9 protein-coding genes are annotated in these 13,308 nt (G+C 37.3%); 5 read left to right on the top strand and 4 right to left on the bottom strand.

The window, feature by feature from the left end:
• Positions 1-2 precede the first annotated feature (2 nt).
• Positions 3-1,355 (top strand): phospholipase D-like domain-containing protein, encoded by a 1,353-nt coding sequence (locus RCH20_RS09545; RefSeq protein ID WP_327193431.1) that lies wholly within the window; start codon positions 3-5, stop codon positions 1,353-1,355.
• A 280-nt stretch (positions 1,356-1,635) separates the two neighbouring features.
• Positions 1,636-2,469 carry a DUF6615 family protein gene (locus tag RCH20_RS09540; protein ID WP_327193430.1) on the top strand — a complete coding sequence of 278 codons (834 nt, stop codon included), beginning with the start codon at positions 1,636-1,638 and terminating at the stop codon, positions 2,467-2,469.
• 151 nt (positions 2,470-2,620) lie between these two features.
• On the opposite strand, the gene RCH20_RS09535 is transcribed toward RCH20_RS09540, so the two are convergent.
• The 4 genes from RCH20_RS09535 to RCH20_RS09525 form a co-directional block, all read right to left on the bottom strand.
• Positions 2,621-3,286: a 3'-5' exonuclease gene (locus RCH20_RS09535; RefSeq protein ID WP_327193429.1), complete on the bottom strand. Its 666-nt coding sequence runs from the start codon at positions 3,284-3,286 to the stop codon at positions 2,621-2,623.
• Between the two features lie 360 nt (positions 3,287-3,646).
• Positions 3,647-3,865, bottom strand: a complete 219-nt coding sequence (locus RCH20_RS12510) for a M48 metallopeptidase family protein (RefSeq protein ID WP_442793129.1) — start codon at positions 3,863-3,865, stop codon at positions 3,647-3,649.
• A 319-nt stretch (positions 3,866-4,184) separates the two neighbouring features.
• Complete coding sequence (locus tag RCH20_RS09530) at positions 4,185-6,446, bottom strand: DUF262 domain-containing protein (protein WP_327193428.1); 2,262 nt, start codon at positions 6,444-6,446, stop codon at positions 4,185-4,187.
• Positions 6,447-6,460: 14 nt separating this feature from the next.
• Positions 6,461-7,942 (bottom strand): DUF262 domain-containing protein, encoded by a 1,482-nt coding sequence (locus RCH20_RS09525; protein WP_327193427.1) that lies wholly within the window; start codon positions 7,940-7,942, stop codon positions 6,461-6,463.
• A gap of 185 nt (positions 7,943-8,127) precedes the next feature.
• On the opposite strand from RCH20_RS09525, the gene RCH20_RS09520 reads away from it, so the two are divergent.
• From RCH20_RS09520 to RCH20_RS09510, 3 genes are all read left to right on the top strand, one after another.
• Positions 8,128-8,985, top strand: coding sequence for a PP2C family protein-serine/threonine phosphatase (locus RCH20_RS09520; RefSeq protein WP_327193426.1), 858 nt, complete (start codon positions 8,128-8,130; stop codon positions 8,983-8,985).
• Positions 8,986-9,133: 148 nt separating this feature from the next.
• Positions 9,134-10,135: a helix-turn-helix transcriptional regulator gene (locus tag RCH20_RS09515; protein WP_327193425.1), complete on the top strand. Its 1,002-nt coding sequence runs from the start codon at positions 9,134-9,136 to the stop codon at positions 10,133-10,135.
• Positions 10,136-10,210: 75 nt separating this feature from the next.
• The gene (locus tag RCH20_RS09510; RefSeq protein ID WP_327193424.1) at positions 10,211-12,973 is read left to right on the top strand and encodes a leucine-rich repeat domain-containing protein; all 2,763 of its coding nucleotides are present in this window, start codon (positions 10,211-10,213) and stop codon (positions 12,971-12,973) included.
• The last annotated feature ends 335 nt before the right edge of the window (positions 12,974-13,308 follow it).

The raw sequence follows: 13,308 nt of genomic DNA, 5'->3' as shown, positions 1-13,308 counted from the left end.
AATTGCAAACTGAAGCCATTTTTGAGTGTATTGCTGACCGTATCTCGCTTGAGCTTGAAAAGGCTCAAAGCAGTATTTACATCGCCGTTGCTTGGTTCACTAATCAAAACTTATTTAACGTTATGCTCCAAAAATCGCAGCAAGGCGTTACAGTACAGCTAATGCTATCTAATGATCATATTAATCAACAAAGTCGCATTGACTATAATCAATTGAATATTGGTAGCTCTGCCGCCTATCTTATTGGTGATGGTAAGCAAGACCTTATGCATAATAAGTTCTGTATTATTGATAACGACACTGTGATTAATGGCTCCTATAACTGGAGCTACAAAGCTGAAAAGAATCATGAGAATATACTTATTACCAAAGGTGATGAGGTTTTAGCAGATCAATTCATTAAACAGTTCAAAAAAATTCGTAATAACTACTTTGGTTATCAAGAAGACAATCCAGAGCTACCGCTCGATAAAATCATTAAACGCCTTGAGATTATAAAGAACTATGTTGTTTTAGAAGACATAGAAGACATCACTCGTGAAAATGGCAAGCTAAAAGTATATGCTTTTCAGCAAGATATCGCTGCCATCACTCAAGCACTACAACAGCATAGCTTTGAGACTGCAATAACGCTTATTGACCTATTCATTAAAAATCATCATGCCTTAGTTATCTATAACGACATCGATATTAGTGCTTTAAAACTAGAAATCCGCCAGCTCGAGCATCAGCTCAACGCCTATGACAATGAAAAAATAGAATTAGAGCAATTGTGCTCAGAGTTTTATCATCGTCATACACAGGAGCTTGGCAGTTACATCAAACGCTTATTAGAGCTGCGTAAAATATCTACTGAAGATGATCCAGAAGAATACGCAGAAGCGGTGAAAGATGAAGAAGGCTATAATAAGCAGTTTGAACTCGAATCTGAAAAAGAAATCTACCAGCTAGACGATGAGCAACGTTTAGAGATAAAAAAAGCCTATCGACAGGCCAGTCAAATCTGTCATCCTGATCGTGTTAATGAAAACATGAAAGACATCGCGCAAGAGATTTTTATTAAGCTTAATGAGGCTTACAAGAAGAACGATGTGGACGAAGTGAAGCAGATTTTATCTGAATTAAGACAAGATATATTCAAGCCACGTTCAGAAACGGTCAGCGAGTCAGATCAGCTAAAAGTCATTATTAAGACGCTCAAACATAAAATAAAAAATCTTGAAGACGAAATATTTATAATCAAAGACAGTGAAGACTATCAAACTATTAGTAGTATTGACGATTGGAATAGCTATTTTGAAGACGTAAAGGCACAGCTGATTGAAGAAATTGATTATCTTGAAGCCAAAATATAGTCGATATACTATAAAACAAGCACGGTGCTACTGGGATAAGTTTTACGCCGCCTCTGTCTGCGCGGACACAGCAAGCAAGAAAAGCTTATCCCAGTAGCGCGTTGTAATATTTGTACTTATTTTAGTTAGGGCTGACTATAGTTAAAGTAGATGAATTTAATGACGATATAGACATATGGTTTTAAATGTTATGACAATGGATAAATAACCTTAGTTGATTAATAAGTAAAACTCAGCTCACCATAAAATAAAAAGTAGGTAAATAATGTCGCTCTGTCAAATGCATAAAAATATCGAAGATGAAGTAATTGATTTTAATGCCCATGTACAGTCAGCAGGAGAAGAGTCTATTACAGATTACTTATTCTGGAGGTGGTCTTTAGCTAACCGAAGTACTTCTCATTTTACTGCCAAAACCTTTACAAAGATCGAAGAGAATAAAATTACTGGTGCAGATTTTGAAATGGAAATATGGTTCATAGGCGATAATTATAGCTTACCTCTAGCAATACAAGCTAAAAAAATATCCAATGAGCATAAGGCCTATCGTAGTGCCTTTAGTTACCCAGATGACACTAAACAACAAATTAATACTTTGCTAAATTATGCGAAGCAGAATAAACGTGTCCCTCTTTATATGCTATATAGTAAATCAGCAATGTGTACTTACTCAAAAACGCCAGATTGTGGCATTTATATTGCCAATGCTCTAGATATTGAAAGGTTCTCAGATTTACCAAAAGGAACGAAATTACCAAAGACAAGTATTTTAAATAAGTGTATTCACTTCTACCAGTTATTTTGTGCTTCAAACCAAAACGACTTAACTGGAGAAGATTCTATACAGACTGTTATAAGTACACTGAGAGAATTACTAGCAGAAAAGAGCGCTTTTACAGAAGCTGTTATTAAGCAAGTTGAAGATTGTAAAACAGAAATACTACCTAATTACGTTAGATTAATTTTAGACAGTGACCAACAAAAACTTAATATTGATGAAGAGCTAGTACAAATAATTCAGAAAATGAGCAAAAGTTATGGGGAGATAGAACCGAGAAAAATTGTAGTAATTGATGCTAGACAGAAAGACCGTCAGGATTTTATTGAGATATGATCTAAGGTAAAAATAGTCTTAATATTAGATTAATCAAACACCAATTTTGACATTCTCACCTAATTAAAATACCATCAGTGAAAATATCGACCACTTAGCTACTCAGAAAAAATGTATTCTCTTACTATAAAAAATGACTGCTTCAGTGTATTTATACCGACTTTAATACTCGCTGGCATGCTTGAGCTAAATAAGGATCAACCGTATCTTGTTTAAGCAGCCATTTAAGATAGCCAGCACCCTCAGAACTAGTGGCTAAATCTGCAATAGCTTCACCCTTATGTTTACCAAAACTTAAATGCGTCGGTATACGTGCCATTTCACTAAATTCATATAAGCTTTCCACATCACTTATCTCATGACCTTGGCTATTCGCTAAATCAATCAAACTACCAAGCACCAGCTCAGTAAAATAAATATCAGCAATGGCAGCATGAGCATTTCTTGCTTGAGCACGCGCTATATCTCGGTGAAAGTGATAGAGAAGGGATACTAGCTTATGGCTTTCAAGCGTAGGAAGTAGGTAGTTAGCCATCGCATTGGTACATATCAGATTAGGGGTATGGGTCACACCAGCATTTTTAAGAACGGCCATATCAAAATCAATATTATGACCTATCAAGTACTCAACACTGCTAGGCAGTCTAAAATCTGTGTGAGGTGGCTCATCTGTCACATCTTCACCACAGATATGTGATATCGCCATAGAGCCTAAGCTAATTTCTTTTAAAGGATTAAAGCGCTTAGCTCGCGGAGCTTGTAATACAAAGACCTTGCCATCGTTTATTTCAACAATAGAGTAGGCTGCTTCAGTCATATGCGGTTTAACAAACCCCAATATTAAGCACATCACCTAAGTAAAATACTAACTAAAGAAAGGTTGCTAACACTATGCATAATATAGTGTTAGCAACCTTTCTTTAGTTCTATCAAAATCAGTCATACCGTATATGAGTTTATAATCTTAATATTCCTATAACCACACTAATGAGGTAGTTGGCATCTGACAAATCTCAAGCCAGCCTATAAAGTGAGTTTTCTATAGCGTTAAATTCGTTTAAAAACAGCACGGATTTTGAATATTACTCAAGGGCCATAAATATTTTCATTTATATACGGACATCACTTATCTAGCTTAAAAGTAGCAAATCTATATATCTGATCAGACAATAAGATACTACTCCCGCTGTTTCCAGTCCTCTTGACCTACACGCATCCGGTTAAGTAAGTCACGTCTCGATCTCCAGTCAGGTATGTGTTTATCTAATAAAGCTTTAAACCTATCGTTATGCTGTCGTTCTTCAAAGTGTAATAACTCATGCACGATAATATACTCTAAACAGGGAAGGGGGGTTTTAGCCAATCCAAGATTAAGTAATATTCGCCCTTCCTCGATATTGCAGCTGCTCTATTTAGTTTTCATCTTTTATACTTGCCAGCCAGAGACAGTCCCATCGATCTGCTCAGACCATTTATTGATTAAAATCTCTCAAATTGATGCCACTTCCTAAAGAGGTTACCTTTTTCAAGGTACTGATAGCATGTGTGATCGGGGCATACTAAAAATGCGCTTTTTCAACCATTGCTCCAAGATGTCGCGCTCTATATTTTTATTGTCAGTGCAGTACTGCCAGTTGCCCAGATAGCGATAGCCTAGCATGTCGGTAAAAAGGCGTATGACACGGTTTTGAGTGAGTCTTTCTATATCGTCCACGTTACTCATGAGGTATACCTGTTAGCTCTAGATTTAGTCCTTGCAACATAATGTTTAGCATTTCAGTTTCATGCTGAGCAATCATTTTTTTATCCCATGTGTCTGGCTTACCTTGTATGCACTCAATCATTCTCAGTAGCTTTAAGCTATCGATTTGCCCACTTTGAATATCTCCACTTTGAGAGAAATACTTTACCTTAACATCAGGCATGTCATTACTCACACGTGAATTAAGGCTATGGCTAATCAAACATAAATTGCCAAAAGAGTGCAACAGTGAATTTTTTGCGTCTTTATCTTCCAAGAATATACTGTCATTTCGCTTATTTTGTGGATAAAAATGCTCTACAGAGCTTCTAGCGGTAAAGGTAAACTTAGGATAGTTACCGTTTAGCCAAAGCAAATAATCTAAATAATTAAATACAAAAATGTTGCGGATATTACCATACCTGAGATACTGCTTAATTTGTGTACGTAGATTATCAGTACTCAAGTTGTCATGGGTATGTTCAGCCAATAGCTTATTGAAGTCTGAAGTTTGATAAATGATTTGATGGTAATCATCAGGCTCATCAGTCAAATAACGCCTTAACATAAAGGCGCGAGCTATTCCTTCCAAATGTTCAAGATAAGCTACGCTATTAAGCCCCATTTCATCGTGTTGATAATGCGTACAAGCATAATATAAAACGGCATTAAGCCAGTGCTTATAGTTTGTGGTGGGGGTTGAGACATGAAAAGCACTTTGCAACATCACTAGCTTGTCATTATTACTCTCAAAGCTATTTTTGTAGTAGCTGTTTTTTTTATCTTCATTCTTGATCAGCTTATTAAGTGTCCATTGCCCTTTACTGTCTTGAGTATTGCGCTTTATTATAAAGTGATCAAAGATGAATTTGCTTTTAAGTAAGGCGTATATAAAAGTCTTTACTTGAGATAAAGGCGTTGTCTGATGGTTAGTTTCTATACTTTGATCAGTATCTGAGATATGAGTATTTTCTAAGCTGGATGGTTTTAAAATAAAGGTTTCAAACTGGGTTAGCAGCTGTTTGTCATCAAGTGCAATGTCCTGTTGGTATGAGGACTGCAGGTTCACCATGATTCTCAAAGCATGTAAAAGAAGGCTTGAGAAATTAACTAAGCTATAGTAAGTCTCACTATTACCGTCATCTTCTTCTTTATCAGCGGTATTATTAGGATTAGGTGGACTGTCAAAACTATCGTCAAGGATGTCATAAAGAGAGGGAAGTGGCTTTGATTTATTGTTTTGAGCATCGTCATTACAGCCAGAATATTGCTCATTATCCGGCTGGGAGTTGTTCGGACCATCAGACTCTTTATATATCTTAAGCAATTCATCAAAATCTTTAGGCCGCAAAAGAGTTAAATTATCTGAAAATAACTTGAAACGTAAAGTAGGATTGAATCCATACTGTACGTATTTGTTCATATTGGCACAAGCTTCCCAAACATTATGAATCAAGGCTTTAGCTAGTTTTTTGTCCACAAATACCATCTCGTTTTCGTCAGCCTTTTCAATGACTGACAACAAACGCGCTTTGATAATTTCATGCTTCTCTAACTGCTCGCCTCGGTTATTCATGACTTCAAAATAATGATTTAAATCCGTTTCGTCAGGCACAGGTACACGAGCAATTTGTACATATTGAAATAGATAATCACAAAACTCTTCAAGGGTTGTAGTGGATTGTTGGTTCTCATTATTAGGGGTAATAAATTTACTTTCCATTACTTCGCTAATAGACTTATAGCCGTTGATAATAGCGGGATTTAGCTTAGACTCATAGAGGTGCTCATAGGTTTCTAGATTGTCATTTAGCAATAATTCTAACGTCTGGGTAGATTTCGGGCGGCTTTCAAACTCAATATTTTGTTCTATATACCACAACATATCATAATCACTACCTATACTTTTAAAGTAATTCCTTAGGTATATGATTAATAAGCTCAGAGTAGTAAAGCGTTGTTGACCGTCAATAACTTCAAACACTTTACGTTTTGAGGATAGCTGTGGTCTCTCAAATACCACCAGTGTACCTAGATAATAATTCTTATATTCTTTTGAATTTTTTGCATCAATTTGAGCGTCCATAATATCGACAATAAGCTGTTCAATCTCACTATTGCCCCAAGCGTAATTACGCTGATACATTGGAATAAGATAGTGCTCGGTGCCATTAAGTAGCCCCTTTGGTGTTAGTAGTATCACTTGCTCAGTTGCGCTCGCATTACGGTTTTTCATGATTTTATTTTTCTCTATTTATCAGTCAAATAGTTGAGGTGACCAAATAATTGGTATATGTCGTTATCAGTTTTTTTATTAGACTCTTTTATGCCATTGCCTCTTAGAGGGTGAACACCAGTGATCCATACTTCTTTAGGCAATGTAGCGTCTTTGATGCGTTTGAATAACATACCGTCAACCGCATGATTGTCCATCGTTGCGAGTTTTACCGCATATTGTCTTAGGCGTATTTTGTATGCCCAAATAAACATAATCTCTATAACCTGTGATAAATCTTGCATACCAAATTTATCAATATAGTAGATAAAAGCATTATCAAATAAGTTACGAGTATATTTGTCACCCTGACGCCACTTATCACTATAAGTATCTAAGATCTTAACAATCTTCGATGCTCGTTCATTTAAGGTTTGGTTATAGACAGTTGCATAGGAAGGGTTGTCTTTATTCTCTGAGGCGTGCGCACTATCAATCGTTTTAGTGCGTTCAATAAGCGTATCGTAATATTCAACCATTTCAAAAAAACGACGACCGTTGACTATCTTTTGGTCTAGCTGAAACGGGTAGTTCATTGCTTGAGCATCAATATGACGGTGCATATTGCTATTATAGTCATCAACAAAATGATGCGTGATCATCATGGCTTTGGCGTAGTGTGGGAGCTCTTTTTTGTGTAAAGACACCCCTTTAAAAATATCTACATGACGACTGGTAAAGTTGCGGGCTGGTTTATGATCTATCCAACGCTTAATCCTAAATAAATGCTGACTAAACAGCCTGTGTAATTCGTCATCTTCCAAACTTTCCCAGTGAGCGACAGTTTGCGCTTTAATATTTGGATTGAGCCGTTCATCATAGGCGCTGAACTCACGTAAATGAAAAGCCTTTAATAAGTCATGAGGATATAACTCTTTACCGCGAGAGTTCTGTGAATCAAAAAACTGAAAGGCTTCTGATTCATCTTCCAATATAAAGATTACCACCTCACACTGATTTAGCAGAAAATCAATATGTTCGATGCTGAGCTCGCCACGGCTTATAATGCGTCGTATCTCTTGAAAGTTCGAGTGCAAATTATAGATGGATATATCGCTAGCAAACTCTTGTTTTTTAGCTAGGGCTGGCACGGTATTAGCTAGCTCACCTAGTATTTTTCCGATAGCTTTTGCTTCTATCGGTTTGGTTAAATTATCAGCACGATAATGTTTGATAATTGCCATGACGGTGAGCATCAGTGTTAAGGTGCGCTGTTGACCATCGACAATATTAAGCACGTCTTTATCATCTTTATCCTTAGACTTATGAAGCACGATAGTGCCGAGGCGATAGGCTGGCTTGTCACATTGCGTCTTAATATCATTGAATAAGCTTGCGATATTGTGCTGATTCCATTTGTAAGGTCGCTGATACTCAGGGATAGTGAGTAGACCTTCACTCAGTAACTGCTTTACTGAGATTATCGTTCTGTGCTGGAGTGTGATTGATTCACTCATAATTAGTGATTACCCTTAAATTTACAGAATTATATAATAAACATTAGTTGTTTAGATAATCTATTTTTCATTTGTTGAAGTAAAATATTTGTCGTTACTAGTCCAGTATAGAGGGCAACCTATAAAATAAATTTACAAGTTGTCCTCTATACTGGCTTTTATGATAAACATATAGGCCTACCATAATGATTGCCTCTTCAAATAATTGTTCTTTAAAAGAAACTCTATCTATTGCCCAAGCTTGTGTAATTACCTTTCAAGGTAATGCCAGTAATAACCTGCAGCAAGATGCTTTTTTCTTTTTAGATAATTGGTATCAAGAAGATTTAGGTGTGATGGCAATGATGCCAGTTGCAGCACCATTTTGCTTGGCAGTGTCAGATGGCGTCGCAAGCTCCAATCACTCTCAGCACTGCTCAAAGGCGGTGGTAAAAGCAATCAGACGTTTATGGAACGATCATAAATGTATCTGCTCAGACAGTATTCATCAATCGATTAATCAAACCCAGCATTCGTCTAAGCGTCATGGTGCAGCAGCAACTCTCGCGATGATTGTCGGAGAGTTGAATAGTGATGGAACAATAAAGGCAACGATAACGCATGTGGGTGACAGTCGTATTTATTTGCTGTTTAAAGGTGCGTCACAATGGCAGTGCCTGACTCGAGATCATAATCTATTGAATGAGCTCATTGATCAGCAAGCACAAGAGCAAGGCCGCCAAGCAGAGTTTGCAGACTATAACTGGGAGGGAATGGCAGGGAGTCTATATAGCATTACTGAATGCTTTGTATTGACCAGTGATGACAGTTATACAAGCAGTGAGGCGCCAGAAAGTGTGTCTCAAACGATTGATGTTAATAGTGGCGATTGTATCTTGGTTTGTACGGATGGCATTCACGACTTAGTGCCAAGCCATGAATGGCAATCTATCAGTGCGGACACTGATTTACAGCATTGGCTAATCGCTCTAAAAGACCAAGTTTATGATTCAGAGGGCAATGCTTATGATAATGGCACCGCGATTTTGGTTCGCTTTGATTGAATATTTATTTTAATAATGAAGCTATAAACTTATCATTGAACGATTTAACTGAGAAACCCATATGCCCACACACCCAATCGCAAGCTATACAAAGTCGACACGTCTATTCGCTTTATATCAATGCCTGCCTCGGAGTGAAGCTGATGCTATGTCATTAACAGAGATTATGGTTGGTTATGGTGATGATTCAGATAATTTCGCTAATGAACGTAAAAATTTAGAGAACGATCTGATTGGCTTAAATCAAATATTTAACGATATTTTTTATAGTTACGCCTTGGTGAGAGTACCAGCGTGGGGTCAGAATATCAGCGGACAAACAGCACTGTTTTATATTGAGCCTAGTTTTAGCATCGATATCATTAATGAGCAAACAGTGTTCTTTTGGGAGATGCTAGATAAATATACCGCAAACTATTTACCAGTATCTTTTAAGCAAAATATCACAGATAAGCTCAACCAATTAGGCCGGCATAATAAAAATAATTTTCATAAAAGTAAGCTAGGACAATGGCAAGATTATCTCATTACCTTACCGAGCATAGTACAGGCACCGACGCTTAATAATGATGTGATTGCAAGCATTCACCAAGCTCTGCTAAATAGGCTACAACTTAAAATAAGCTATCAAAATAAATGGAATGACAGTCCTGCTGAGAGAGTCATCTACCCTAAAGGACTGATCTTTATTGACAATATGGTCTACCTCACAGGCTTTAATCCTACTGATGATCATATCGATGATGAGGTACTGCTAAAAGCGCATCGCAACTTTGCAGTCAATCGTATCACTGAGGCAGTAGTCATAAATAAACCTGTCCCTGATTGGGTAGGACGAAACAGCCTCTCATTAAAGTATTTGTGTGAACGGGGTAAGTTGGAGCCGACTGATAGTGTTCAGATCAAACTAGTTTTAAGGGTACAGAAATACGCCTGTCAGCATCTTTATGAGCGTCCATTATCGCAAGATCAGCAGATAACAATTATCGATGATACTTGGAATCAAGTAAGCGCTACTGTTGCTAACACTCAACGCTTACAAGACTGGCTAGTGAGTATGTCGCAGCTGGCCGTGGTTGTTGAGCCAAGTGAGCTGAAAACAGTGATTCTTGAGCGTTTGCATAGTGCATTAGAGTTATATGGAGATTAAGATACAGTTGTTAATAATGTGATCTTAAATTATTTAACGACAAGGTTACTTTTCAGCTTTAAAAGGAAGTTTAAAATGATAACAAAAAATACGATTACTATAGAGCCATGGATGAAAGAACTGTGGGCTTGGGCTGATAAGTTTGAGATATCTGAAGAGGATTTGCCACGTAATAGAGAAGGTTTGTTGACCATAACAGATTTAGACATTCGCTCTAATCAACTTACTGAACTGCCTGAAAGTATCGGTCAATTAACTAGACTAAGACGATTAATGGTTAGTGATAATCAACTAGATAGATTGCCAGACAGCATCGGTCAACTTATTAATCTAGAATGTCTAGATATTAGTGACAATTCGCTCACTACGCTACCAGAGAGTATTATTCAGCTTAAGGAGCTGGAGTTTATTGCTATTGCTGAAGATGGTGCTACGAATAAGCTAGTTGATTTATCTACAGAGGTCACTGCTTTTTTACGTGGCTTAGGTGATGGTTGTAGAGGATGTAGTGACCCTATCAAATCCACTAAACCTAGTAATAGTATTCAGGATTATATACAAAAACAGATGGCGTTGAATAAAGAACAGATAGTCATAACTGAAAATATTGACCGAGAAGGGCTGCAGACAGTCATCGACTGGGCAGAGTCATGTGACCTATCTGTTTATAGCATTCCAAGAGATATTGATGAACTGGCTAACAAGACATATATATCGATCGATTCGTACACGCAGCCAATACCAAAATCTATTGGTTGTTTGACGCAACTAAGACACTTATCTTTATGTGAATCTATGTCATTAGGTGACAATAATTGCCAAGCTGATGATAGATTGCCAGACACTATTACCAATTTGGTGAATCTTGAAGAGCTCAGATTAACTTGTAACGATTCTGATTTTATACCTACTAACTTAAATGAACTAAAAAGTCTAAAAACTTTGGAAATTAGCTTTCATGATGTGTCTGCAATTCCTAAGGTATTGGTAGAGATGAGTTGTGATATCAAATTGCATCTATCTAGTAAGCAAGACAGGTTGCCAGACAACTTGACGGATATCAGATGTCTAACCGAACTATTTATCGATAATGACCGCTTAACCGTATTACCCGATAGTATCGGAGCATTAACTCAGCTTCAGTCTTTAGGCCTAAGTTGCAACAGCCTTACTCATTTACCTGAGACACTCGTAGGGTTAGAGCAGTTAACTGAACTTAATGTTTGGAGCGAGAGCCTAACGGTGTTACCCGATGCCATTTCCAAGTTAAAAAGCTTAAAGGAAATACGACTTGATTGTAAGCATTTAGCCCACTTGCCTAATTCATTAGAAAATCTAAAAAATTTGTATAAACTAACTATTAGAAGTGAACACTTAAGCAGATTACCCAACGATATCGCTGAATTAACCGGTTTAAAAGAACTGCACATGGCTTGTCCAAGTATGACAACTCTACCAAGTAATATCGATAGACTGCAACATCTTAAGACCTTACTCATCAATTTTGACAACGATGGTCATGTGGAATCATACCAGGGTAGCAGAGGTGAGGCATCGACATTATCAGGGCAGGTCACTACTTTACCTGAATCGACAGGGAACTTGCCAAATTTAGAAATATTAAAAATTCGTAGTGCTTATCTAGATAAGCTACCCGATAATATCGGCAGTTTGAAGGCCTTAAAAGAATTAACAATCACCAGTCATCATTTAAAACAACTCCCACAAACTATTGGTGGTCTAACTAGCCTGACTCAGTTAACGCTAAACTGTGAGAGTCTTGAGTGTTTGCCAGAGTCATTGGGACAGTTGATTCAGCTAGAGCAGCTCACTATCGTCAGCGATAAAATCAAAAAAATTCCACAGACTATCGGTGATCTAACCAGCCTGACGGAGTTAACGCTAAACTGTGAAGGTCTTGAGTGTTTACCAGAATCGTTGGGGCAGTTGATTCGCTTAGATGATCTCACTATCGCCAGTGATGAAATCAAGCAACTCCCAAAGACCGTCGGTGATTTAACCGGCCTGACGAAGTTAACGTTAAGCTGTGAAGGTATTAATTATTTACCAGAGGCTTTGGGAAAATTAGTTCAGTTAGAGTGGCTCAGTGTCACTAGCAATAAAACCAAGCAGTTTCCTAAGAGCTTGGTTAACCTAACCCATTTACGTTCAGTGCATATTCCTGTTCAGTTAATTGGTCTGTTACCGCCAATTGTCATCGAAAAGTATCGCAAGCAAGAGCTCCGGCTGTGTGGGCTACCTTGGACTGCTTTATACACACCTTTGGCAGGAGATTATCGCTTATCTAATTATGGATTTTTCCTCGTTGATGATGGCTGGGATGAAAAAGCACTAATTGATCTAAAGTATAAAACAGGAGTGAGTCTGTTATTCGGTTTGCAAACGTCTGACAACAGCATTGATGAATTCGATGTGATAGATGGCATTATTATTTGCCAGCCAGCAGAGGTAGAACAAGTAATAGGGGTGTTTAAATCCGTATTAGAAAGAACAGGCTTGGTTGGTATAAGTATTAATGAATTTGAGATGGGATGTTTGTCTGGAAAATATGCTCGCTTCATACAGGCTAGTGCAATGGGTGAGTTTGTTTCAGACCGAGCAATCGAGCAAATTATAAGCCAGATCCCTAAAGGTCTTAGTATTAATTCCATGATGTTTGAAGTTGAAAGTAACCGTCATATATCGTTTGACGAATTTGAAGTTATAGAAACTGCGATTGAGGGAAGGACTGCTGTTGACGCAACTGTGTTCTACAGCTCAGAAATTATTGATAAGCCTAAATATTGGTGGATGGGGGCGATGTATACTGCCAGCTAGCTTAATATTGGGTAGAAGTGAGTCCATAACTAATTTGCTCAAAATGTCTTATTAAATACATCAATTTTCTTATAGCAGAGGCAATGAAAGTAGAATTACATAATATTAAATAATTGATGAGCATCAATATGCTATTTAAGAGGATGTTACCCATGACAGTATATTGAGCTATGTTGAAGAAACTGTAGTAATAAATTTGGTAAGCTAAGCTCTATCAGTAGTCATTCAACCCCCGATCATTATAGTCAATTTCCTTTAAAAATGTTATAAACTAAACCAACTAACCTATTACTATTATAAATACTCATGACTTATTCACTAGATTTTCGCAAACA

The sequence above is a fragment of the Psychrobacter sp. PL15 genome, assembly GCF_035984995.1.
In the GTDB taxonomy this organism is placed as follows: domain Bacteria; phylum Pseudomonadota; class Gammaproteobacteria; order Pseudomonadales; family Moraxellaceae; genus Psychrobacter.
Note: the sequence above shows the minus strand (reverse complement) of the source record. Positions and strands in the feature narration are given on the sequence as shown.